Genomic DNA, 24,958 nt, shown 5'->3' with positions numbered 1-24,958 from the left:
ACTACTTAAAATTCGTGCAGCGCAACACGCGCTGCGAGGGTTAAGCCTGGGCTGCCAGGCTCACTTCTTTTGCCACCCGTTCCGTCGCATCAGGGATGGCGGTCGCGCGCGCGCGTTCTGCCATCTCCAGCAATACGTCTCTGTTCCAGCCCGCCAGGGTGGTGGCGACCGCATCGGCGGTAAATTGTGGCTGCTCAAATATTTTCGCGGCCCCCGCTTTCTCGAGCGGCAACGCATTCCAGTACTGCTGTCTGTCTTTGTGCTGGAACGGCACAAACAGCGCGGGTAAACCAGCGGCGGCGATCTCGCTCACCGTCAGCGCGCCTGAGCGACAAACGACGACATCGGCCCAGGCGTATGCTGCTGCCATGTCATCAATAAACTCTGTAACGTTATGCTGCGGCTGCCCCGCCTCGGCATAAGCCTGCTCAACGGTTTGCTGAGCACCTTTGCCGCTCTGGTGCCAGATGGTAACGGCATTCCCCAGCTTTGCAGCAACCTGCGGCATCGTCTGGTTTAAGATGCGTGCGCCCTGAGAGCCGCCGACGACCAGCACACGAACCGGCCCTTCACGGCCCGTCAGGCGAGCATCCGGCAGCGGCAGTGCCAGCACATCCACACGAACCGGGTTACCCACGACGTCCGCTTTCGGGAATGCGCCAGGAAACGCCTGCATGACTTTGGTGGCGATTTTCGCCAGCCATTTGTTGGTCAGACCGGCAATACCGTTCTGCTCATGCAATACGACAGGGATGCCTAACGACCATGCAGCCAGCCCACCCGGGCCAGACACATAACCCCCCATGCCGAGTACAACATCCGGCTTAAAGCGCTTCATGATGGTGCGCGCCTGACGCCAGGCGTTAAAAATCCGCACCGGCGCCAGGAGCAGCGCCTTGATACCTTTGCCACGCAGGCCGGAAATACGAATAAAGTCGATCTCGATCCCGTGCTTCGGCACCAGATCGGCTTCCATGCGGTCTGCGGTTCCAAGCCAGCGAACCTGCCAGCCCTGATCCATTAAATGGTGCGCAACCGCCAGCCCCGGGAACACATGTCCTCCGGTACCGCCTGCCATCACCATTAACCGCTTCGGTTGATTCATCGTGAACCTCGTGTAAACGCCTGGGCTTTCTCCAGACGCGTCTCATAATCTATGCGTAACAAAAACATGATGGCTGTCGACATGATCAACAGACTCGAGCCACCATAACTGATCAACGGCAACGTCAGGCCTTTGGTCGGCAGCATACCTGCTGCGGCCCCGACGTTAACCAAAGCCTGGAAACTAAACCAGATACCAATTGAGCAGGCTAAGAAACCTGAGAAACGGTGATCGATTTCCAGCGCTTTCCGGCCAATAGACATGGCGCGGAAAGCGACGAAGAATACCATTAATAACGCTAATACCACACCGATATAACCCAGTTCTTCCGCAATAATGGAGAAGATGAAGTCAGTATGCGCTTCCGGTAAATACTCCAGCTTTTGAACGGAATTACCCAGGCCCTGCCCCCAGAGCTCACCACGTCCAAAGGCCATCAACGACTGCGTCAGCTGATAACCGCTGCCGAATGGGTCTTCCCACGGGTTCCAGAAGGATGTCACACGGCGGATACGGTAAGGCTCGGCGAGGATCAGCAGCACGACCGCTGAGATACCCATTCCGATGATGGCGATGAACTGCCACAGCTTCGCACCCGCCAGGAACAGCATGGCGAGGGTGGTAACAAACAGAACAACTACGGTACCCAGGTCAGGCTGCGCCAGCAGTAACACTGCCAGCACCAGAATCACGCCCATCGGTTTTAAGAAGCCGCGCAGGTTGTTACGCACTTCATCCACTTTACGCACCAGGTAGTTAGCCAGGTAGCAGAACAGGGACAGTTTGGTAAATTCAGCGGGCTGAATACGCAGCGGGCCAAAGGCAATCCAACGCGATGCCCCGTTTACGGAACTCCCCACCACCAGAACGATCAGCAGCATGATGATTGAAGCAATCAACATTGCCGTACTGTGCCGCTGCCAGAACTCCATTGGCAGACGTAAAGTTACCAGCGCCAGGCAGAATGCCAGGATGATGTACAGACCATCACGCTTGGCAAACAGGAAAGGATCGTTCGCCAGACGCTGTCCAACAGGCATTGAGGCCGATGTCACCATAATAAAACCGACCGCCGCCAGCCCCAGTGTGAGCCAGAAGAGCGTGCGATCGTACATGATCAGGCTGTCGTTATCTTTTTGACGAGAGCCCATCACCCAGCCTTTCAGTGCCGCAAACAACCACACCAGGATCCCAAATCCTGGCAGGCGCGGCATTCTCAGGCGAGGGAGAGATAAACGCATCAGCCTAACTCCTTCGCCAGGCGAGTAAAGACATCACCACGCTGTTCAAAATTCTTGAATTGATCGAGGCTGGCGCACGCCGGAGAGAGCAGTACCATATCGCCAGGCTTCACTCGTGGAGCAATCAGGCGCATTGCCTGTTCCATGGTTTCGGTTTGCTCGGCGACCTCAGGGCGCAGTTCAGCCAGTTCACTGCCGTCACGACCAAAGCAGTAGAGACGGATGTTATCGCCAGAAAGATACTGTTTGAGGGAGGAGAAATCAGCCGATTTACCGTCGCCACCCAACAGCAGATGAAGCGTGCCGTCAACGTGCAAGCCGTTCAGCGCAGCCTCAGTGCTTCCCACATTGGTGGCTTTGGAATCGTTAATCCAGCGAACGCCATTATGCTCCAGCGCCAGCTGGAAACGATGCGCCAGACCGGAAAACGTGGTCAACGCTTTCAGGCTGGAAGAGCGTGGTAAACCTACAGCATCCGCCAGTGCAAGCGCCGCCAGAGCATTGGTGTAGTTATGCTGACCAGAGAGTTTCATCTCTTTGACGTTCAGCACTTTCTCACCTTTTACCCGCAGCCAGGTTTCACCTTGCTGACGATTCAGGTGGTAATCACCCATGGTAATACCGAAGCTGATGCAGCGCTCGTCAGCACCACGCACCGGCATGGTCAGAGCGTCATCTGCATTGACCACACAGACTTTGGCATTTTCATACACGCGCAGCTTGGCAGCACGGTACTGCTGCAGACCAAATGGATATCTGTCCATATGATCTTCGGTCACGTTAAGGATCGTCGCAGCGGCGGCATGCAGGCTGGAGGTCGTTTCCAGCTGGAAGCTGGAAAGCTCGAGGATGTACAGTTCACAGCCTTTATCCAGCAGCATCAGCGCGGGCAGGCCAATATTGCCACCTACTCCTGCGTTCATGCCCGCGGCTTTCGCCATCTCACCTACCAGCGTGGTCACGGTGCTTTTACCGTTAGAACCTGTAATTGCAACTACAGGTGCCTGTACTTCGCGGCAGAACAGCTCGATATCGCCGACGATCTCAACACCCGCATCAGCAGCAGCGCTCAGTGACGGATGCGCAAGTGCAATACCGGGGCTTGCGACAATCAGATCGGCTGCCAGCAACCAGTCATCATTCAGACCACCAAGGTGGCGTTCAACCTGTTCCGGCAGCTTGTCCAGACCCGGCGGTGAGACACGCGTATCCATCACCCGTGGTGTCACGCCACGCGCGAGGAAAAAGTCCACGCAGGAAAGGCCGGTAAGGCCCAACCCGATGATAACGACTTTTTTGCCCTGGTAATCTGCCATGATTAACGTACCTTCAGCGTTGCCAGGCCAATCAGCACCAGCATCAGCGAAATAATCCAGAAGCGCACAATGACGCGCGGCTCTGGCCAGCCTTTCAGTTCATAGTGGTGGTGGATCGGTGCCATACGGAAGATGCGCTGGCCGCGCAACTTGAAGGAACCGACCTGCAAAATCACGGACAAGGTTTCGACCACAAACACACCACCCATGATCACCAGCAGGAACTCCTGACGCAGCAGAACGGCAATAATGCCGAGCGCACCGCCCAAAGCCAGGGAACCAACATCACCCATAAAGACCTGCGCCGGGTAAGTGTTGAACCACAGGAAGCCCAGTCCCGCACCGACAATCGCCGTACAGACGATTACCAGCTCACCTGCGTGTCGCAGATAAGGAATGTGCAAATAGTTGGCAAAGTTCATGTTACCGGTTGCCCACGCTACCAGCGCAAAACCCGCAGCCACAAAGACGGTTGGCATAATCGCCAGGCCATCCAGTCCATCAGTCAGGTTGACGGCATTACCGGTACCAACAATGACGAAATACGCCAGCAGGATGTAGAACAGACCCAGTTGCGGCATCACGTCTTTAAAGAACGGCACCACCAGTTCAGTGGCCGGAGTGTCTTTTCCAGCCAGGTACAGCGCAAAGGCTACGCCCAGCGCAATCACCGACATCCAGAAGTACTTCCAGCGGGCGATCAGGCCCTTGGTGTCTTTACGCACCACTTTGCGGTAATCATCAACAAAGCCGATAATGCCGTAACCAATCAGGACGGTCAGCACACACCAGACGTACGGGTTGGAGGGGTACGCCCACAGCAATACTGATACCACAATGGCAGTCAGGATCATGATCCCCCCCATGGTTGGGGTACCACGTTTGCTGAAGTGCGACTCCGGACCATCGTTACGCACGACCTGGCCAAAAGAGAGTTTTTGCAGACGGGCAATCATGCGCGGGCCCATCCACAACGAGATGAACAGCGCAGTCAGCAGGCTGACGATGGCGCGAAACGTCAGATAGGAAAAGACGTTAAAGCCTGAATAATATTTGACCAAATGTTCAGCCAGCCAAACTAACATGTCCCGTTCTCCTGTAATGCGTGCACAACCTCTTCCATGGCGGCACTACGTGAACCTTTCACTAGCACAGTCACAATTTGTTTTTCTGTAATCAACGCGTTGAGGCGTTTAATCAACGCAGCTTTATCGGCAAAATGTTCGCCAACACCGCTGGCGTGGCTAATGGCCTGGCTCAGTTTTCCTGTGCTCAATACGCAGTCCAGTCCCGCCGCTTTCGCCGCTTCACCGACCTGGGTGTGGCAGGCTTCGCTTTCGTCGCCCAGCTCAGCCATATCACCAACCACCATGATGCGGTAACCCGGCATCTCAGACAGTACCTGCACCGCCGCCGTCATCGAACCGACGTTCGCGTTGTAGGAGTCATCCAGCAACAGTTTGTTTTCAGCAAGCTGGATCGGGAACAAGCGTCCCGGCACAGCTTTTAAATGTGCCAGCCCGGTTTTAATCGCTTCATGCGATGCACCTACCGCTGTCGACAATGCCGCCGCCGCAAGCGCATTGGCGATGTTATGGCGCCCCGGCAGTGGCAGCAGTACATCGACGCCACCCGTTGGGGTGGTGAGGGTGAACTCCGTGCCGTGCGACGTCACATGAATATTGGTTGCGGTAAAATCACTGTTGGCCGCATTCGGCGAGAAGCGCCAGGTTTTACGCGAGCCAATAATGCTCTGCCAGTTCAGCCAGTCATTGTTGTCAGCATTCATAATGGCAATGCCGTCGACAGGCAGACCGGTATAGATCTCACCTTTCGCTTTCGCCACACCTTCCAGCGAGCCAAATCCTTCCAGATGCGCAGCCGCCAGGTTATTCACCAGCGCCGCTTCCGGGCGAGTCAAACTCACAGTCCAGGCAATTTCACCCTGGTGGTTTGCCCCCAACTCGATAACGGCAAATTCGTGCTCTTTGGTCAGGCGAAGTAATGTCATCGGCACGCCGATGTCATTATTGAGGTTGCCTGCGGTATAAAGCGTATTTCCACACTGACTCAGAATGGCAGCGGTCATTTCTTTCACGGACGTTTTGCCAGAGGAACCGGTCAGGGCCACGACGCGAGTGGGGACTTGCTGACGAACCCATGCCGCCAGCTCGCCAAAAGCAAGACGCGTATCCTTCACCACAATCTGCGGCAGATCGACCGCCAGTTTGCGGCTAACCAGCAGCGCACCAGCGCCATTTTCTTTGGCCTGCAGTGCAAAATCATGCGCGTCAAAACGCTCACCTTTTAGCGCCACAAACAGACAACCCGCAGTCACTTTGCGGGTGTCCGTCGTCACCGCGTCAATGGTCAGATCCTGACCCAGCAATTCGCCGTGCAGTACCACGGCAGCCTGACTTAACGTGATGCTAATCATGCCACCACTCCCAGCAGACGTGCTGCTGTTACGCGGTCCGAGTAGTCCAGACGACGATTGCCGACAATCTGATAATCTTCATGGCCTTTACCGGCCAGCAGCACCACATCATTTTCCTGCGCCTGCATGATGGTGTTCGTTACCGCTTCGGCACGGCCTTCAACAACACGCGCACGACCTGCGTCCAGCATACCTGCCAGAATATCGTTGATAATGGCGCGAGGCTCTTCGGTACGCGGGTTGTCATCAGTTACGACAGGAATATCCGCGAATTGCTCAGCAATGGCACCCATCAACGGACGTTTGCCTTTATCGCGATCGCCGCCGCAGCCAAACACACACCAGAGTTTACCGGCACAGTGCAGACGTGCCGCTTCCAGCGCTTTTTCCAGCGCATCCGGTGTGTGGGCATAATCAACAACCACGGTCGGTTTTCCTGGCGCGCTGAATACTTCCATGCGTCCACAAACCGGTTGCAGACGTTCAGCAGTTTTCAGTAATTCCGCCATCGGATAGCCCAGCGCCAGTAATGTTGCCAGGGCCAGCAGCAGGTTGCTGACGTTAAACGCCCCCATCAGACGGCTTTCAATTTCCCCTTCCCCCCAGGAAGAGGTAAAGCGGATGGTGGCACCGCTATCGTGGTAGTTCACCTTAACGGCCTTCAACCAGCGACCATGGCAGTTCGGATTAATATGGTCTTCCATCGACACCGCAACCGCATCCGGCAGCTTCGCCAGCCAGCGACGACCTACTTCGTCGTCGGCGTTGATGATGGCTTGACCACAATGATGCGTGGAGTAGAGCAGCCATTTTGCAGCTTCGTAATGCTCCATATCCCCGTGATAGTCGAGGTGATCGCGGCTCAGGTTAGTGAACACAGAGGCTGCAAATTTCAACGCCGCCACACGGTGCTGTACCAGTCCATGCGAAGAAACTTCCATTGCAGCAAAGGTTGCCCCCTGCCCTGCCAGACCAGCAAGAACATGCTGTACGTCAACCGCTGATCCGGTGGTATTTTCCGTCGGACTCACTTTACCCAGCAGGCCGTTACCTACGGTACCCATCACCGCACCGGTTTCACCCAGCAGTTGCGCCCATTGCGCCATGAGTTGTGTGGTGGTGGTTTTTCCGTTTGTTCCCGTCACGCCAACCAGACGTAATTGGTCGGAAGGTTCGTGGTAGAAACGCCCCGCCAGCGCGGAAAGACGCTCATTTAACTGGCTGAGATAGATAACCGGCACCCCGTGCATCTCACGGATCTCACCGTCGGTTGCCTCATCTTTGGCCTCAGCAATAATGGCAGCAACACCTTGCGCAATCGCCTGCGGGATATAACGACGCCCGTCCGCCTGATGACCGACCACCGCCACAAAAAGATCGCCAGATGCAGCCACGCGGCTGTCCAGTACCATCTCTCGCAGTGCTCGCTCCGGTGCATTTGGCACCCACGGAGCGAGAAGGTCGCGCAAATTACGATCTGCCACCTGTACCCTCGCCTTGATTAATTACAAATTCACTTTTTTCGCCCGTCGCCAGCGCATCCGGTTCGATGTTCATGGTGCGCAATACGCCGCCCATAATAGCCCCGAACACAGGCGCGGAGACGGCGCCGCCGTAGTATTTACCCGCCTGTGGATCGTTAATGACGACCACCAGCGCAAAACGCGGATTGCTTGCAGGCGCAACACCTGCGGTGTAGGCAATGTATTTGTTGATATAGCGGCCGTCTGGCCCCACTTTTTTCGCTGTACCGGTTTTAATGGCGATGCGGTAGCCTTTGATCGCCGCTTTCACGCCACCGCCACCAGGCAGTGCCACGCTTTCCATCATATGCACAACGGTACGAACGATAGATTCCGGGAAGATACGCTCTCCCGGTACCGGTGGATCAACTTTAGTAATCGACAGCGGACGATAAACGCCGTAGCTGCCAATCGTTGCGTAGACTCGCGCTAACTGTAACGGGGTTACCATTAGCCCGTAGCCGAAAGAGAAGGTGGCCCTCTCTATGTCAGACCACCGTTGTTTTTGAGGATATAAGCCACTGCGTTCTCCGACCAACCCCAAATTGGTCGCCTTTCCTAGTCCAAAACGTGAGTAAGTCTCTACTAACGCTGAGGACGGCATCGCTAACGCCAGCTTTGAAACACCGACGTTACTCGACTTCTGTAAAACCCCGGTCAGGGTCAATTCGCTGTAGCGCGCCACGTCTTTAATTTCGTGGCCGTTAATACGGTAAGGGATCGTGTTCAGAACCGTGTTTTCATTGACGATGCCGCGCTGCAGCGCCGTCATCACCACCATCGGTTTCACCGTTGAGCCAGGCTCAAACACGTCGGTGATCGCCCGGTTACGCATCGCGTCTTTAGCGGTGCCGGTAAAGTTGTTCGGGTTGTAGGATGGACTGTTGGCCATCGCCAGCACTTCGCCCGTGCTGACATCAACCAGCACGGCGCTACCTGACTCCGCTTTGTTGAAAGCAACGGCATTGTTCAGCTCGCGGTAGACCAGCGCCTGCAAGCGCTCATCAATACTCAGCGCCAGGTTGTGTGCCGCCTGGCTGTCCGTGGACGAGATATCTTCGATCACGCGACCGTAGCGGTCTTTACGCACAATTCGCTCGCCCGGTTGGCCTGTGAGCCACTTATCGAAGCTTTTTTCGACGCCCTCAATCCCCTGGCTATCGACGTTAGTGAAGCCAATGAGGTGAGCAGTTACTTCGCCGGAAGGATAATAACGACGGGATTCCTCACGAAGATGAATACCCGGCAACTTCAGTTTGCGAATGTAGTCAGCCATGTCAGGGTTGACCTGACGCGCCAGATAGATAAAACGTCCTTTCGGGTTAGCGTTGACGCGGGAGGCAAGCTGGTCCAGCGGCATTTTCAGAGCATCGGAGAGCGCTTTCCAGCGGTTATCGAGGGTAATCCCCCCGGCATCGTGCAGCTCTTTCGGATCAGCCCAGATCGCTTTGACCGGCACACTCACCGCCAACGGGCGGCCAGAGCGGTCCGTGATCATCCCGCGGGAAGTGGAAACCTCCTGGACGCGCAGAGAGCGCATATCGCCCTGACGTACCAGCATGTCAGGCGCGACGATTTGTAACCATGCCACGCGTCCCAGCAGGAAACCCAGTGCCAGTAAAATGCAGCCGCAAAGCAACGCAAAACGCCAACTGACAAAGTTGGCCTGTTCTTCCTGACGTTTTGGTTTTAGCGTTTTTGCCGCTGCTTTCATGCGTCGCGTTATCCCTTATTTTTGTACTACGATATTTTCCTGCGAAGGATCAACATGCTGCAGTTGCAGCTTTTCCGTTGCGATCCGTTCAACCCGGCTGTGATCGCCGAGCGCGTTTTCTTCAAGGATCAGATTTCGCCATTCAATATCCAGCGCATCGCGTTCCAGTACCATCTGCTCGCGCTGCGCAGTTAATAAACGAGTGTGGTGGGCTGTGGTGACCACCGTTACTGCCGTCACAATGATGCAAATGAACAAGCAGAGTGGCAGCTTCCCAAACCGCAAAAGATCGTCGCCGATCACGCCAGGCAAGGCATGGCGCTCGTTGCTTCCTAACGAATCCTTAACTTTGCTTAGGGTCTCTGTCACTCTGCTGATCATGCGTTCGTCCTCTCTGCAACACGCAGCACTGAACTACGGGCACGTGGATTCTCTGCCACCTCTTCTTCGCCCGGCATCAACTTGCCTAATGCTCGCAACTGACGGCCACCCAGCTTCCTGAGTTGTTCTTCCGTCATCGGCAGCCCTGCTGGGACTTGTGGACCGCGGCTTTGTTCACGCATGAAGCGTTTCACAATACGGTCTTCCAGCGAATGGAAGCTGATGATGGATAACCGCCCACCCGGGGCCAGCACGTCGAGCGAGCTTTTTAGCGCCAGCTCTATTTCCTCCAGTTCACTGTTTACCCAGATGCGAACCGCCTGGAAGGTACGGGTCGCGGGATGTTTGTGTTTATCCTTCACCGGTGTCGCCGCCGCGATCACCTCAGCCAGCTCTTTCGTGCGGGTCATTGGCTCAATGCGGTTGCGCTCAACAATGGCGCGCGCAATACGTTTGCCAAAGCGCTCCTCGCCGAAGGTTTTGATTACCCATGCAATATCGGCTTCGTCAGCAGTCTGTAACCACTCAGCGGCAGACTGGCCGCGAGTCGGGTCCATACGCATGTCCAGCGGACCATCACGCATAAAGGAGAAGCCACGTTCAGCATCATCAAGCTGTGGTGAAGAGACGCCAAGATCGAGAAGAATCCCGTCGATCTTGCCCGTCAGACCGCGCTCAGCAACATATTCCGCGAGCGCAGAGAAAGGTCCATGCACGATGGAAAAGCGTGGGTCATTGATGGTTTGCGCCACGGCAATCGCCTGCGGATCGCGATCGATTGCCAGCAGACGTCCTTCCGCTCCAAGTTGGGAGAGGATCAAACGCGAGTGACCACCGCGACCAAAAGTACCATCAATGTAGATGCCATCCGGACGAATATTCAGGCCGTTAACGGCCTCGTCCAGTAACACCGTTGTATGTTTATAATTTTCCATCATATTTATAGAGACAAGTCCTGCAGCCGTTCCGATAATGTTGCAGAATCAGACTGCTCAGCGTCGATATCTTCCTTGACCTGTTGATACCAGGTCGTTTCGTCCCACAGTTCAAACTTGTTGAACTGCCCGACCAGCATCACTTCTTTGGTCAGACCGGCATGTTGCCGCAACACAGGTGCAATCAGTAATCGCCCTGCGTTATCCATCTGACACTCACTCGCATGTCCCAATAACAACCGCTGCACGCGGCGTTCCTGCGGGTTCATGCTCGAGAGTCGCGACAGCTTTTGCTCAATAATTTCCCATTCAGGCAAGGGGTAAAGCAGCAGGCAGGGGGAGTTAATGTCAATGGTGCAAACCATTTGACCCGCAGCGTTCTCAATCAGCTGGTCGCGGTATCGGGTTGGTACCGATAAACGCCCTTTGCTGTCGAGATTGACTAACGTAGCTCCACGGAACATGCCAGTCTCACCCCTTCTCACCACTTTAACCCACAAATTCCCACCTAAAGGAGTTTACGGAGCGAGGGAAAAGCTTGTCAAGCCAGGACTCTCCCTGTAAGGACTCAAATGCCCTCTATTTACAGAGTTAAACAGTCCTGGTTAATAACTGCACAACTGGCGAGGCAAAATTAACGTTATGAATATTTGTAAGAAAAAAACCGAATATGCACACGAGCGTTAAGACTCACTCAATATCATCGCAGATAAATATAAAGTGTCAGTTTGCGACGCGGGCAGCATTTTATGACAGATTCTCAGGGGATAACAGCGCCAGATTCACCACCGTGCCCAATAAGCAAGGCGGTTGCCATCTAAGCTGGCACAGGAGAAGGAAAAACGTCTGAATATTCATCGGTCGAATAGGGTTTGTAACAAAACAATACAAAAATAGACGCCTAAACCCGCTTAAACGTTCTTTGATGATCAATTTAAAAGTCAAAATGAATTAAGAGAAATAACCAATTATGATCCCTAAGGAATTATCCTAATTTCTGTCAGGGAATTATCTCTGCGAATTATCGCAACAAAATGGGGCAGATTTCGCCGCCCCAGTCATTTCATTTTTGGCGGTTTAAAATTCCGCGACGGTAGAGATTACGTTTGATACGTGTCAGGCCCGGCTTCGGTTTCCGTGGCTCATCCAGGCTCGCCAGCACAATCTCCAGGACACGTTCAGCCACATCACGGTGACGTTGCGCCACCGCCAGCACCGGGCACTGGAGGAAATCGAGCAGCTCGTTGTCACCGAAAGTGGCAATGGCCAGGTCTGATGGCAGCTTACCTTCCCGACGTAAGGTCACATCCATTACACCTTGCAGAAGAGCAAACGAGGTGGTGAACAGTGCCTGAGGCATTGGGTGCGTCTCCAGCCATTTCTCGAACAGCTGCGCAGCAGCTTCACGTTCATAGCTGTTAGCATAGAGATAGTGAACTTCACGCGGATCGTCTTTCCAGGCGGTCCTGAATCCCTGTTCACGGAGGAAGCTCACAGACAGCTCCGGCAGCGCGCCAAGATAAAGCACGGTTTCAGCCGGAAAGGTTCTTAGCTCTGCAGCCAGCATTTCCGCATCATCCTGATCGGCTCCCACAACACTGGTGAAATGTTCGCGGTCCAGGGCACGATCCAGCGCAACAATCGGGAACGAATCGTTAGCCCAGCGCTGATAAAACGGATGCTCTGGTGGCAAAGAGGTCGAAACGATGATGGCATCCACCTGACGCTGGAGCAGGTGCTCAATGCAGCGCATCTCGTTATCGGGCTGGTCTTCCGAGCAGGCGATCAGCAATTGATAGCCACGCTGGCGAGCCTGACGTTCAAGATAGTTAGCGATACGGGTGTAGCTGGTATTTTCCAGATCCGGGATCACCAGACCAATAGAGCGGGTGCGCCCGGCACGCAAACCGGCTGCGACAGCATTCGGATGGTAGTTATGTTCACGAACCACCGCCATAACTTTTTCAACGGTCTTATCGCTGACACGGTACTGCTTTGCTTTACCGTTAATCACATAGCTGGCCGTTGTTCGTGACACGCCGGCTAGCCGGGCGATTTCATCCAGTTTCACAATTGCCCCTTAAAAAAAGAAAAGAGTCCATGGCCCTGTCAAGGTTATGGTTAAATCTTTTAACATCTAAACGCAGAAAAGCCTTCGCGGCAACCGCTTTTATCTGCGTTGTCGGCTGATTACGCAAAAAAAAGCCCGGCTTTGGTGACCGGGCAGAAAGAGGCGAACCTTTTTGATAACTAACGCATGATTTTTTCGCCGCGTGACAGGCCAACCACGCCCGATCTCGCGACCTCAACAATTTTTGCTACATCCCGCACGGACGCCAGGAAAGCATCCAGCTTGTCACTTGTACCGACCAGTTGAACCGTATAGAGGGAAGGCGTGACGTCGATAATCTGCCCACGGAAGATATCCGCACTGCGTTTGACCTCCTCACGTCCGTAGCCGGTGGCCTGGATTTTCACCAGCATGACCTCACGCTCAACATAGGCCCCCTGCCCCAGCTCGCTCACGCGCAGTACATCAACCAGCTTATGCAGTTGCTTTTCAATTTGCTCAAGCACTTTGGCATCGCCGACGGTTTGAATGGTCATCCGCGACAGCGTCGGATCGTCCGTCGGTGCAACGGTCAGGCTTTCAATGTTATAGCCGCGCTGCGCAAATAGCCCAATGACGCGCGACAGTGCGCCAGACTCGTTTTCCAGTAAAACAGATAATATCCGGCGCATATCAGGTTCTCTCCGTTTTGCTTAACCACATTTCATCCATACCACCACCACGGATATGCATCGGATAAACGTGCTCGGTCCCATCAACAATCACATCCATAAAGACGAGGCGGTTGTTTTTAACGTGTTCAAGCGCTTCAGCGAGCTTCGTTTCCAGCTCAGCAGGATCTGTCACCCGCATGCCAACGTGACCGTAAGCTTCAGCAAGACGAACAAAATCCGGCAGCGATTTCATATATGACTGTGAATGGCGACCTGAATAGATCATATCCTGCCATTGTTTGACCATACCGAGGTAGCCGTTATTCAGGTTCAGCACGAGAACCGGCAGTTCATATTGCAGCGCGGTAGACAACTCCTGAATGTTCATCTGGATACTGCCGTCCCCGGTTACGCAGACGACAGTTTCATTCGGCAGTGCCAGCTTCACGCCCAGTGCCGCAGGCAGACCAAAGCCCATCGTCCCTAAGCCACCCGAGTTGATCCAGTGTCGCGGTTTGTCGAACGGGTAATAAAGTGCAGCAAACATCTGGTGCTGCCCCACGTCTGAGGTCACGTAAGCCTCACCTTTCGTCAGTCGCCACACCGCTTCGATAACCGCCTGCGGCTTAATGTTTTCGCTTTGCGTGTCATATTTCAGACACTGGCGTGCACGCCACTGATCAATCTGCTGCCACCAGTCACGGATCTCATCCAGCGGCTGGGTAGCACTCTCCTGTGCCAGCAGTTCCAGCATTTGCTCCAGAACCTGACGAGCATCACCGACGATCGGCACATCCGCCGACACCGTTTTTGAAATTGATGTTGGATCGATATCGATATGCAGCACAGTAGCGTTCGGACAATACTTCGCCAGATTGTTGGTTGTACGATCGTCAAAGCGCACACCGACGGCAAAGATCACATCAGAATGATGCATCGCCATGTTGGCTTCATAGGTACCGTGCATACCGAGCATACCCAGTGCCTGAGGGTGAGTGGCCGGAAACGCCCCGAGCCCCATCAGCGACGACGCAACAGGAAGATTAAGCTTCTCAATCAGTTCACGGAGCTGCACTTCACATGCAGAATTGATCGCCCCACCACCGACATAAACCACCGGTTTTTTGGCCGTCAGAAGCGTTTGTAAAGCCCGCTTGATCTGACCTTTATGGCCCTGCGTTGTTGGGTTGTAAGAGCGCATGCTCACTGATTCCGGCCAGACATAAGGCAGCTTGTTTGCCGGGTTCAGAATATCTTTAGGCAGATCGACCACCACCGGTCCCGGACGCCCGCTTGCCGCCAGCCAGAAGGCCTTTTTCAGGACACCAGGAATGTCTTCGGTTTGCTTTACCAGGAAGCTGTGCTTCACAACGGGACGCGAAATCCCCACCATGTCGCACTCCTGGAAAGCATCGTAGCCAATCAGTGAGGTCGCCACCTGCCCGGAGAGGATCACCAGAGGGATAGAGTCCATATACGCCGTTGCAATACCGGTGATGGCGTTAGTTGCACCAGGGCCTGACGTGACTAAGACCACGCCCACTTCACCCGTTGCACGTGCCAGGCCATCAGCCATGTGTACTGCCGCCTGCTCGTGGCGTACCAGAATATGGTCAATGCCACCAACCGTATGAAGCGCATCATAGATATCAAGGACTGCGCCGCCAGGGTAGCCGAATACTTGCTTCACGCCCTGATCGATAAGCGATCGCACGACCATTTCCGCGCCAGACAACATCTCCATGCTTTGCCTCCAGGCATTTTGTTATAGACGGACTGCCGAATTCATTTCCACACCGTCTTACGATTGGGATAAACCAATCTTATATTTTGCAGAGTGATCCTTACCTTAACCGCTCGTTATGAGGCAGGCAATTAGCAAACCGGCAGAGCGAAGAGATACTTAAAGCAGAAAAAACAGACATTGGGAGGTGATGTGGTCAATTCATCTGGCATTAGAGGATGCGATGATAAATCATCGCTAAAAAGTGCGATGATTCAGTAATTCATCTATTTTTGCGAGCCTGACAGCAGCCAAAAAAAATCACGACAGGATAAAATATCAATAATCAAAATAAAGTCAGGATAAATCACATATAACGATGCAATTTACCCTGATGCGTTTACCGGCGGCAAATGCTAATGAGCAACTCTTCCATCCACTGATGTCCTTTGTCACGCCCCGCAGCTTCATGCCAGGAAAGATAACAGGTACGGCTATTCAGCTTGAGCGGTAGTGGCAAAATTTGCAGATTTAACTGTTCGGAAAACTCTTCTGCCAGCCAACGCGGCGCAATAGCGACCAGCTGTGTCTGGGAGACAACGTTTAATACGCTAACCATTGCCATCCCCTGATAAGCCACGCAGGCCTGTTTGTCCACGGTGTCATACCACGGCAGACTAAAGGAAGCATATCTGTCGAGTGCCACAACGGCGTGCTGCTCACTATAGACGTCGTTTTCTCGTAGCGGAGAATTCAGCCGCGGGTGTTTTTTACTGGCGACTAAAACCATTTCATCCTTAAAGAGTGGCACGCAGGAGAATTCAGGCCGGCGAAATTCTTCATATCCCAGAACGAACTCCGTCTCCTGATAGCGTAACTGATGTTCTGTGTTTTGATTTAAGGATGATTTAAAAACAAGATTGATATTGGGCGCAATTTCTTCAACTTTATTATAAATAATCGACGTCAAATAATTATCTAATGGGCTACAGACACAAAGATGGAATACTCGCTCACTGCTTAAGGGCTCAAAGCCGGACCCCGGCAGCTCATTTTGAACCAGCTGTAGTGCCTGTCGGATAGAACCGAATAACTGGAATGCACGTGCCGTGGGTTGGATACCTCGCCCATAACGAACAAATAATTCGTCGTTAAACATGATTTTAAGTCTGGCAACAGCATTACTCACGGCAGGTTGTGACATCCCCAGCGCTTGTGCCGCGCGGGTGATATTCTGTTCCTGCATGACAGCATCAAACACCGTCAGAAGATTAAGGTCAACCGTGCGTAATTGCGGTTTAATCCCATCAGAAGTTTGAGGTTGTTTAATATTATTTTCTGGCACTTCAGACTCCACTGTCACGCTACACTCCCTTTGCCAAGGTACGATAATAATCCCGGAAAATATGATTTATCATGCAAATACGATTAGCAAAAGAGAATTATTTAAAATTCGGAATATATAAAGATGATGCAAAGATTAAAAAAAACAAAAGATCGCAAAAGTGATACACTTAACTTTATGCCAGGAATGAAACCATAAACCAAACCAATATTCAATCACCATAAAGTTAATGATGACTTAAGTATTATTAAACTGTTAACGCCATCTATCTACAGTTGGTTAACAACCTGTTATCTCCATTTGTACTTCAACGGCATCAAAAACATTCACCAAACCCATAACTTAATGATATTAAAATAATTTAAGCATAGCGCATTCACTGCAATGTGTTTTTTCAATTTATACCAATTATATTTATTTGTTTCTGTAGTATTTTTTTCAAGTCCAAATTTAGACAATTAGTCGGGTGATAAAAGTAAAAACCAGCACAATTAGCTAATGCAGCCCCCCTGCTTGTTACGCCCTTCAGGTCCGTTTTTATCGTCAGGGGTTGACATGAAAGGCCGTATCCAGTACCACTAAAAGCATATTAAATTTAACGGAGCACGATTCATGATTCGCACCATTCGTTTCACCGGTCTACTACTACTAAACGCATCCACTGTGCGCGGTAGACTGGCGGGCGAAATTCAGCGTTGAATCGTCACCAGTAAGACTAAAAACCCGCGCCACTGCGCGGGTTTTTTTATGCTCGTAGCAAGGCGCCCTAAGACTGACAAGGACCTAACCCATGAGCCAGCAAGTCATTATTTTCGATACCACATTACGTGACGGTGAACAGGCGTTGCAGGCAAGCCTGAGTGTAAAAGAGAAACTGCAGATCGCGTTGGCTCTCGAACGTATGGGCGTCGACGTGATGGAGGTAGGTTTCCCAGTCTCGTCTCCGGGTGATTTCGAATCCGTCCAGACCATTGCGCGTACCATTAAAAACAGCCGCGTATGTGGTCTGGCACGCTGCGTAGAGAAAGATATCGACGTCGCGGCTGAGTCACTGAAAGTTGCCGAAGCCTTCCGTATTCATACCTTTATTGCTACTTCACCGATGCATATCGCAACCAAATTGCGCAGCACCCTGGATGAAGTGATTGAACGCGCTGTGTACATGGTGAAGCGCGCACGCAACTACACCGATGACGTTGAATTCTCCTGTGAGGATGCAGGCCGTACGCCGATTGAAGACCTGGCGCGTGTGGTTGAAGCCGCAATCAACGCCGGTGCCAAAACCATCAACATCCCGGACACCGTCGGTTACACCATGCCTTTTGAGTTCTCCAACATCATCACTGGCCTGTATGAGCGCGTACCGAATATTGATAAAGCCATTATATCTGTTCATACCCATGATGATTTGGGTCTGGCCGTTGGCAACGCTATAGCCGCGGTACACGCTGGCGCACGTCAGGTTGAAGGCGCGATGAACGGTATCGGTGAACGTGCGGGCAACTGTTCGCTGGAAGAAGTGATTATGGCGATTAAAGTGCGCAAAGACATTATGGACGTGCACACCCGCATCAATCACAACGAAATCTGGCGCACCAGCCAGACCGTCAGCCAGATTTGCAACATGCCTATTCCGGCCAACAAAGCGATCGTCGGCACTGGCGCCTTCGCACACTCCTCCGGTATACACCAGGATGGCGTGCTGAAGAACCGTGAAAACTACGAAATCATGACTCCGGAATCGATCGGTCTGAACCAGGTGCAGTTGAACCTGACTTCGCGTTCCGGTCGTGCCGCAGTAAAACACCGTATGGAAGAGATGGGTTATCAGGACAGCGATTACAACATGGATCAGTTGTATGACGCGTTCCTGAAACTGGCCGACAAAAAAGGTCAGGTGTTCGACTATGACCTGGAAGCGCTGGCCTTTATTAACAAGCAGCAGGAAGAACCAGAGCACTTCCGTCTGGATTACTTCAACGTGCAGTCAGGCTCCAGCGATATCGCAACCGCCTCAGTCAAACTGGCCTGTGGTGATGAAATTAAAGCGGAAGCCGCGAACGGCAATGGTCCTGTCGATGCCATCTATCAGGCGATCAATCGCGTTACCGAATACGACGTTGAGCTGGTGAAATATGACCTGACAGCAAAAGGTCATGGCAAAGATGCGCTGGGCCAGGTCGACATTGTTGTCACTCACAATGGCCGCCGTTTCCATGGTGTAGGTCTGGCAACCGATATTGTTGAATCCTCCGCGAAAGCGATGGTGCATGTTCTGAACAACATCTGGCGCGCCGCTGAAGTTGAAAAAGAGTTGCAACGCAAAGCTCAGAATAAAGAGAACAAAAAGGAAACCGTGTAATGTCGAAGAATTACCATATTGCTGTGTTGCCGGGTGACGGTATTGGCCCGGAAGTGATGGCACAGGCGCTGAAAGTACTGGAAGCCGTTCGTTCGCGTTTTGCGATGAAAATCACCACCAGCCACTACGATGTAGGCGGCATTGCGATTGATAATCACGGGACGCCGTTGCCAAAAGCGACCGTCGAAGGCTGCGAAAATGCCGATGCCGTGCTGTTTGGTTCAGTCGGTGGTCCAAAATGGGAACACCTGCCACCGGCAGAGCAGCCAGAACGTGGCGCACTGCTGCCGCTGCGTAAGCATTTCAAGCTGTTCAGCAACCTGCGTCCGGCGAAGCTGTATCAGGGTCTGGAAGAGTTCTGCCCGCTTCGTGCCGATATCGCAGCTAACGGTTTCGACATTCTTTGCGTGCGTGAGCTGACCGGCGGCATCTATTTTGGTCAGCCAAAAGGCCGCGAAGGCAGTGGCCAGCATGAAAAAGCGTTTGATACCGAGGTGTATCACCGTTTTGAAATCGAACGTATCGCCCACATCGCTTTTGAGTCTGCGCGCAAACGCCGCCATAAAGTGACCTCCATTGATAAAGCGAACGTGCTGCAGTCATCCATTCTGTGGCGTGAGATCGTCGGTGAAGTCGCTAAGCAGTATCCTGACGTCGCGCTGTCGCATATGTACATCGACAACGCGACCATGCAGCTGATTAAAGATCCGTCCCAGTTTGACGTGCTGCTGTGCTCCAACCTGTTCGGCGACATTCTTTCTGACGAGTGCGCAATGATCACCGGCTCCATGGGCATGCTGCCATCCGCAAGCCTGAACGAAGAAGGTTTTGGTCTGTACGAACCGGCGGGCGGTTCCGCACCGGATATTGCAGGCAAAAACATTGCTAACCCGATTGCGCAGATCCTCTCCCTGGCTCTGCTGCTGCGCTACAGCCTGGATGCAGGCGATGCAGCAACCGCAATTGAAAACGCCATTAACCGGGCGTTAGAAGAAGGCGTCCGTACCGGTGATTTAGCACGCGGCACGGCGGCAGTCAGTACCGATGAAATGGGCGACATCATTGCCCGCTATGTCGCTGAAGGGGTGTAATCATGGCGAAGACCTTATATGAAAAGTTGTTTGATGCGCACGTTGTTTACGAAGCACCAAACGAAACCCCGCTGCTGTACATCGACCGTCATCTGGTGCACGAAGTGACCTCTCCTCAGGCATTCGACGGACTGCGCGCGCACAAGCGTCCGGTGCGTCAGCCGGGTAAGACCTTCGCGACTATGGATCACAACGTCTCCACCCAGACCAAAGACATCAACGCGTCAGGTGAGATGGCACGTATCCAGATGCAGGAATTGATTAAGAACTGCAACGAGTTTGGCGTTGAACTGTACGATCTGAACCACCCGTACCAGGGCATCGTCCACGTAATGGGGCCGGAGCAAGGGATTACCCTGCCGGGGATGACTATCGTCTGCGGTGACTCCCATACCGCGACCCACGGCGCGTTCGGCGCACTGGCCTTCGGTATTGGTACATCTGAAGTTGAACACGTACTGGCCACACAGACCCTGAAACAGGGTCGTGCCAAAACCATGAAGATTGAAGTGAAGGGTAAAGCCGCTCCGGGTATCACGGCAAAAGACATCGTGCTGGCGATTATTGGCAAAACCGGCAGTGCAGGCGGCACCGGTCACGTAGTGGAATTCTGCGGCGAGGCCATTCAGGCGCTGAGCATGGAAGGCCGTATGACCCTGTGCAACATGGCCATTGAGATGGGTGCCAAAGCCGGTCTGGTTGCGCCAGACGAAACCACCTTCAACTATGTCAAAGGTCGTCTGCATGCCCCGAAAGGAAATGATTTTGACGAAGCCGTCGCGTACTGGAAAACCCTGAAAACTGACGACGGGGCAACCTTTGATACGGTTGTCACGCTGCAGGCAGAGGAGATTGCGCCTCAGGTGACCTGGGGAACCAACCCGGGCCAGGTGATTTCTGTCAACGACAACATTCCCGATCCGGCCTCTTTCGCTGACCCGGTCGAGCGCGCCAGTGCGGAAAAAGCGCTGGCTTACATGGGGCTGAAACCTGGCGTTCCGTTGACCGACGTAACCATTGATAAAGTATTTATTGGCTCCTGCACCAACTCCCGTATCGAAGACTTGCGCGCTGCCGCCGAGATTGCCAAAGGTCGTAAAGTGGCACCTGGCGTACAGGCACTGGTGGTTCCGGGTTCAGGCCCGGTAAAAGCCCAGGCCGAAGCCGAAGGTCTGGATAAGATCTTTATCGAAGCAGGTTTCGAGTGGCGCCTGCCGGGTTGCTCCATGTGTCTGGCCATGAACAATGACCGCCTGAATCCAGGCGAGCGCTGTGCCTCCACCAGCAACCGTAACTTTGAAGGCCGTCAGGGCCGCGGTGGGCGTACCCATCTGGTCAGCCCGGCAATGGCCGCCGCTGCGGCAGTCACCGGCCATTTCGCCGACATTCGCAGCCTGAAATAAGGAGACAATCATGGCAGAGAAATTTACCCAACATACGGGCCTGGTTGTCCCTCTGGACGCCGCTAACGTCGATACCGATGCGATCATTCCTAAGCAGTTTTTGCAGAAGGTCACCCGCACAGGTTTTGGTGCTCACCTGTTTAACGACTGGCGTTTCCTGGATGACAAAGGCGAAGTCCCTAACCCGGAATTCGTTCTGAACTTCCCGGAATATAAAGGCGCGTCAATCCTGCTGGCGCGGGAAAACTTTGGCTGTGGCTCATCACGTGAGCACGCTCCGTGGGCCCTGACCGACTACGGTTTTAAAGTGGTTATCGCCCCAAGTTTCGCGGATATCTTTTACGGCAACAGTTTCAACAACCAGCTTTTGCCGGTCACACTGAAGGACGAGCAGGTCGACGAGTTATTCGCTCTGGTTCAGGCAAATCCTGGTATTTCGTTTGAGGTGGATCTGGAAGCAGAAGTCGTGAAAGCCGGGGATAAGACCTACAGCTTCAGCATTGATGCGTTCCGTCGTCACTGCATGCTGAACGGTCTGGACAGCATTGGTTTAACACTTCAGCACGAAGCGGCAATTGCAACTTACGAACACAAACAGCCTGCGTTTATGAAGTAAACCTCTGGCCTGCAGTTTATTCTGCAGGCCACGCTTTATTCCTTTACCCACCACTCCTGACACGCCGTTTTCGAAAAAATATCCGCTAATGACATTATATTTAATGTCAATTTAATAATGCCTGCGCAAGATAATCTAAAAGTTGGCTTACAGCGGAAATCTAAATGGAAAAGCAAAATAGCAATGAGTCTCACCTCCGTTCTCAAGAAATACATAAATGCACATTGGTTAGCGTGATAATAAATATATTACTCACTGGTTTTCAAATCGTTGCAGGACTATTTTCCGGCTCGAAAGGGTTAATTGCTGATGGGATTCATTCTCTTTCCGATTTATCTTCTGATTTTGTCGTTCTGATTGCGAACAAGAAAAGCCAGAAAGCCTCAGATATCGATCATCATTACGGTCACCTTCGCTTCGAAAACGGAGCAAAACTTATTATTGGTGCTATTTTGCTGCTTGTGGGCATCGGAATGCTCTGGTCGGCGGGCAATAAACTGTTCAACCCTGAGACGCATCAGATAGTGAAAGGAGCCGCGCTATGGGTAGCGATACTGGCTTTAGTGGTTAAGGAAGGTCTGTTCAGATACATGCTTGCAACGGGAAAACGCATCCAGTCCTCACTACTGATAGCTAATGCCTGGCATGCCCGTTCTGACGCGGCTTCATCCGTGGTTGTCGCCATTGGTATAGCAGGGAATTTAATGGGCTTTCACTCTATGGACCTGGTTGCAGCCCTGATTGTCGGGATGTTCATCGCTCATATGGGATACAAATTCTCTGCTGACGCCCTGCACGACCTGATGGATCGTTCACTTGAACCTGACCTTGAGCGCGACATCAAAACGTGTTTGCTCGAAACCGAAGGTGTCGCCGGGATCCATGACTTAAAAACCCGCAAGATGGGTGACTTAGCCCTTGTCGATGTTCATCTTGAAGTCGACGGAGAATTAAGCGTAAAAGAAGGACATGAAATTGCCGTGAAGGCCAGAAACAACGTGATGCAAAAATTTAATGTGCTTAATGTTATGACGCATATTGATCCCGCACACTAAAACTGTGTGGATGAATACGGTGTGATGCGCTTTATTTATCGTTAAGGTTTCGTTAATTAAACTGCGTCACACTACATCGCATCAGCTCTCTCATCATTGAGGTAAAAAGCGATGAATCCAACAATACGCGATACGCTTCCCCATAAAGAAACCCCTTTTCTTCGCATACTACACATTCTTGTTGCAGTACTGGTGCTGGCCCAGATTATCAATTCCAACTTTACTGAAAGCGAAGCTCTTGGTGAATCGGGTCTGAACGCGATTGTCACCTGGATTCATGTTATTTCAGGCTTTGGTTTAATTTTTTGCGGTATTGCCATGATGGCATGGATGTTAACCCAGCGCGGATTTAAGTATTACTTCGCGTGGCTGGCACTGGACTTCAGCGGAATCGTTGATGATATTCGCACTCTCATGCAACGTCAGCTTCCTGATGCTCACGCTGGCGGTATGGCAGCAACAGTGCAAGGTTTAGGGGTTCTGGCACTGCTGGGCGTCGCACTCTGCGGCGCTGTCTGGTTCGTGCTGAACGCCACGCTCGGACCGGTTTCATCCGTCACGGAATCCGTTTTAGATTTGCATAAATTCCTGACGGTCTTTATTGAGACCTACTTCTGGGCACACGGATTTATGGGTCTCGTGCATATGTACCTGACTTTACGCGCACAACGTAAATATCAGTATTCGGAATAGAAAGGTTTGCTGAGCCCGGAGACCCGGGCTCCGCTCATTCATCCGATCACACATCTTTTACGCGACAGGTCAGCCCAAGCGTAACCAACGAAATCGCCGCAATCATCCAGTAGACCGACGCATGTCCATAGCTTTGCGACAGCGCCCCCTGAATCACCCCCGCCAGAATCACCCCGGTGGAAATACTGTTGGTAAAAAGCGTGGTCGCCGAGCCCGCACGGCCAGGCATTAAATCCTGGAACCAGAGCATGCCTATTCCGGCAACAATCCCAATAAACACAGCGTTAAATAGCTGTAGCGCCAGCAGCGCTTCCCGCGAGTGGAAGAAGATCAGCCCCATGTAGAACACCACCCCGGCAGCCACCGCAATGACCATCATCCTGCGTTTACCAAAACGCTTCACGTAATACCCGGCCAGAATCATCGCCGGAATTTCCAACCCGGCCGCGGTTCCCATTAAGATCCCCGCGAGCTTATCCGGCAGCCCCAGGGAGCTGCTGATCCACAGCGGCATGTCGATGATATACATCGTGTTGCAGGTCCACATCAGCGTGGAGGCGATAAACAGCATGCGGACATTTTTGTCCTGCCAGCCGCTCACCTGAGTAATGGGTTTGTCCGTTGTCTGCTCGACGCGCGCCACAGACGGCAGCGCGAAAGCAATCAACACCAGGCTTATCGCAAAAATGCCTGCCGCAATGGAGAACATGGCGGTAAAGCCGTAATTCAATGCCAGCATGAAGGCCAGAGGCGGGCCAATAACCCACGCCAGGGAAAGCTGAGCACGCATCACCGAACTGAACATCACCACTTCCCGCGCGGAATTGTCGGCATATTCACGCGCCAGTGCGAACAGCTGCGGCATGGCGGTATTAGCCAGCGACGCCAGCAGTACGCCGCAGGTGATGAGCGTCAAATAATGACGATTAAAGGCAAAGAGTAATGCGTTGCCAACGGCCATCGCGCAGCAAAAGAGGATCAGTTTACGTCGATCGCCCTGGCTGTCCGATCGTTTCGCCAGTCCCAGGCTGACCAAAATCCCGGCAATGGCGTTGACGGTATAAAACAAGCCAACCCAGAACGGCTGCGCCCCTACCTCCCGGCTGAGAAACAGACTCAGCGTCGGCGCCTGTAACGCCCCCGCAACGCCCATCATAAAGGACACCAGCATAAAAGCGGCGTAGACGCCATTCAGGCGTCGCCCCATTGTCATCAACCAGAGCATGCGCAAATCCTTGTGAAAGCGAATCAAAATCGGGTGAAAGAATAAACGAAAAAAGCCAGCAAAAACATT

22 protein-coding genes are annotated in these 24,958 nt (G+C 52.8%); 7 read left to right on the top strand and 15 right to left on the bottom strand.

Annotated elements, in window-relative coordinates; all coding sequences use genetic code 11:
• Nucleotides 1-40: 40 nt before the first annotated feature.
• From murG to leuO, 14 genes are all read right to left on the bottom strand, one after another.
• Nucleotides 41-1,105: an undecaprenyldiphospho-muramoylpentapeptide beta-N-acetylglucosaminyltransferase gene (gene murG, locus WB237_RS14915; protein WP_336214201.1), complete on the bottom strand. Its 1,065-nt coding sequence runs from the start codon at nucleotides 1,103-1,105 to the stop codon at nucleotides 41-43.
• Entirely contained in the window at nucleotides 1,102-2,346 is a 1,245-nt protein-coding gene (gene ftsW / locus WB237_RS14910; RefSeq protein ID WP_336214199.1) for a cell division protein FtsW, read from the bottom strand. Before ftsW ends, murG begins: the two co-directional genes overlap by 4 nt.
• On the bottom strand, nucleotides 2,346-3,662 hold the full coding sequence (murD, locus tag WB237_RS14905; protein WP_336214197.1) for a UDP-N-acetylmuramoyl-L-alanine--D-glutamate ligase: 1,317 nt from the start codon (nucleotides 3,660-3,662) through the stop codon (nucleotides 2,346-2,348). Before murD ends, ftsW begins: the two co-directional genes overlap by 1 nt.
• Nucleotides 3,663-3,664: 2 nt before the next feature.
• Nucleotides 3,665-4,747, bottom strand: a complete 1,083-nt coding sequence (gene mraY / locus WB237_RS14900) for a phospho-N-acetylmuramoyl-pentapeptide-transferase (protein ID WP_028016681.1) — start codon at nucleotides 4,745-4,747, stop codon at nucleotides 3,665-3,667.
• Nucleotides 4,741-6,099 carry a UDP-N-acetylmuramoyl-tripeptide--D-alanyl-D-alanine ligase gene (gene murF, locus WB237_RS14895; RefSeq protein WP_336214195.1) on the bottom strand — a complete coding sequence of 453 codons (1,359 nt, stop codon included), beginning with the start codon at nucleotides 6,097-6,099 and terminating at the stop codon, nucleotides 4,741-4,743. Before murF ends, mraY begins: the two co-directional genes overlap by 7 nt.
• Complete coding sequence (murE, locus tag WB237_RS14890) at nucleotides 6,096-7,583, bottom strand: UDP-N-acetylmuramoyl-L-alanyl-D-glutamate--2,6-diaminopimelate ligase (RefSeq protein WP_336214192.1); 1,488 nt, start codon at nucleotides 7,581-7,583, stop codon at nucleotides 6,096-6,098. Before murE ends, murF begins: the two co-directional genes overlap by 4 nt.
• Nucleotides 7,570-9,336, bottom strand: a complete 1,767-nt coding sequence (locus WB237_RS14885; RefSeq protein ID WP_028016678.1) for a peptidoglycan glycosyltransferase FtsI — start codon at nucleotides 9,334-9,336, stop codon at nucleotides 7,570-7,572. The genes murE and WB237_RS14885 overlap by 14 nt, the downstream gene beginning before the upstream one ends.
• A gap of 15 nt (nucleotides 9,337-9,351) precedes the next feature.
• The gene (gene ftsL / locus WB237_RS14880; protein ID WP_014830643.1) at nucleotides 9,352-9,717 is read right to left on the bottom strand and encodes a cell division protein FtsL; all 366 of its coding nucleotides are present in this window, start codon (nucleotides 9,715-9,717) and stop codon (nucleotides 9,352-9,354) included.
• Nucleotides 9,714-10,655, bottom strand: a complete 942-nt coding sequence (rsmH, locus tag WB237_RS14875) for a 16S rRNA (cytosine(1402)-N(4))-methyltransferase RsmH (RefSeq protein WP_049005267.1) — start codon at nucleotides 10,653-10,655, stop codon at nucleotides 9,714-9,716. Before rsmH ends, ftsL begins: the two co-directional genes overlap by 4 nt.
• Nucleotides 10,656-10,657: 2 nt before the next feature.
• Nucleotides 10,658-11,116, bottom strand: a complete 459-nt coding sequence (gene mraZ, locus WB237_RS14870; RefSeq protein ID WP_021240528.1) for a division/cell wall cluster transcriptional repressor MraZ — start codon at nucleotides 11,114-11,116, stop codon at nucleotides 10,658-10,660.
• Between the two features lie 599 nt (nucleotides 11,117-11,715).
• The gene (gene cra, locus WB237_RS14865; protein ID WP_114979087.1) at nucleotides 11,716-12,723 is read right to left on the bottom strand and encodes a catabolite repressor/activator; all 1,008 of its coding nucleotides are present in this window, start codon (nucleotides 12,721-12,723) and stop codon (nucleotides 11,716-11,718) included.
• 179 nt (nucleotides 12,724-12,902) lie between these two features.
• A complete protein-coding gene (gene ilvN / locus WB237_RS14860) occupies nucleotides 12,903-13,394 on the bottom strand; it encodes an acetolactate synthase small subunit (RefSeq protein WP_028016675.1) in 492 nt (163 codons plus the stop codon).
• 1 nt (nucleotide 13,395) lies between these two features.
• Complete coding sequence (gene ilvI, locus WB237_RS14855) at nucleotides 13,396-15,120, bottom strand: acetolactate synthase 3 large subunit (protein WP_336214186.1); 1,725 nt, start codon at nucleotides 15,118-15,120, stop codon at nucleotides 13,396-13,398.
• 379 nt (nucleotides 15,121-15,499) lie between these two features.
• Nucleotides 15,500-16,462, bottom strand: a complete 963-nt coding sequence (leuO, locus tag WB237_RS14850; RefSeq protein ID WP_336214183.1) for a transcriptional regulator LeuO — start codon at nucleotides 16,460-16,462, stop codon at nucleotides 15,500-15,502.
• 594 nt (nucleotides 16,463-17,056) lie between these two features.
• On the opposite strand from leuO, the gene leuL reads away from it, so the two are divergent.
• The 7 genes from leuL to WB237_RS14820 all read left to right on the top strand — a co-directional run bounded on the left by leuL (nucleotide 17,057) and on the right by WB237_RS14820 (nucleotide 23,664).
• Nucleotides 17,057-17,143 carry a leu operon leader peptide gene (gene leuL, locus WB237_RS23055; RefSeq protein ID WP_071530973.1) on the top strand — a complete coding sequence of 29 codons (87 nt, stop codon included), beginning with the start codon at nucleotides 17,057-17,059 and terminating at the stop codon, nucleotides 17,141-17,143.
• Between the two features lie 91 nt (nucleotides 17,144-17,234).
• Nucleotides 17,235-18,806 (top strand): 2-isopropylmalate synthase, encoded by a 1,572-nt coding sequence (leuA, locus tag WB237_RS14845; RefSeq protein ID WP_108089561.1) that lies wholly within the window; start codon nucleotides 17,235-17,237, stop codon nucleotides 18,804-18,806.
• On the top strand, nucleotides 18,806-19,897 hold the full coding sequence (gene leuB / locus WB237_RS14840) for a 3-isopropylmalate dehydrogenase (protein WP_028016671.1): 1,092 nt from the start codon (nucleotides 18,806-18,808) through the stop codon (nucleotides 19,895-19,897). Before leuA ends, leuB begins: the two co-directional genes overlap by 1 nt.
• 2 nt (nucleotides 19,898-19,899) lie before the next feature.
• The gene (gene leuC / locus WB237_RS14835; protein WP_336214179.1) at nucleotides 19,900-21,300 is read left to right on the top strand and encodes a 3-isopropylmalate dehydratase large subunit; all 1,401 of its coding nucleotides are present in this window, start codon (nucleotides 19,900-19,902) and stop codon (nucleotides 21,298-21,300) included.
• Nucleotides 21,301-21,310: 10 nt separating this feature from the next.
• A complete protein-coding gene (gene leuD / locus WB237_RS14830; RefSeq protein WP_028016669.1) occupies nucleotides 21,311-21,916 on the top strand; it encodes a 3-isopropylmalate dehydratase small subunit in 606 nt (201 codons plus the stop codon).
• Nucleotides 21,917-22,080: 164 nt separating this feature from the next.
• Nucleotides 22,081-22,971, top strand: a complete 891-nt coding sequence (locus tag WB237_RS14825; RefSeq protein WP_336214176.1) for a cation diffusion facilitator family transporter — start codon at nucleotides 22,081-22,083, stop codon at nucleotides 22,969-22,971.
• A 111-nt stretch (nucleotides 22,972-23,082) separates the two neighbouring features.
• Nucleotides 23,083-23,664, top strand: a complete 582-nt coding sequence (locus WB237_RS14820; RefSeq protein ID WP_336214174.1) for a cytochrome b/b6 domain-containing protein — start codon at nucleotides 23,083-23,085, stop codon at nucleotides 23,662-23,664.
• 46 nt (nucleotides 23,665-23,710) lie between these two features.
• Here WB237_RS14820 and WB237_RS14815 read toward each other — a convergent pair whose 3' ends face one another.
• Entirely contained in the window at nucleotides 23,711-24,889 is a 1,179-nt protein-coding gene (locus tag WB237_RS14815; RefSeq protein ID WP_336214172.1) for a sugar efflux transporter, read from the bottom strand.
• Between the last annotated feature and the right edge of the window lie 69 nt (nucleotides 24,890-24,958).

Origin of the sequence: Enterobacter sp. P82, assembly GCF_037053385.1 — a bacterium.
In the GTDB taxonomy this organism is placed as follows: Bacteria; Pseudomonadota; Gammaproteobacteria; order Enterobacterales; family Enterobacteriaceae; genus Enterobacter.
The sequence above is the reverse complement of the archived record's forward strand: the minus strand, read 5'-3'. Positions and strand labels throughout refer to the sequence as shown.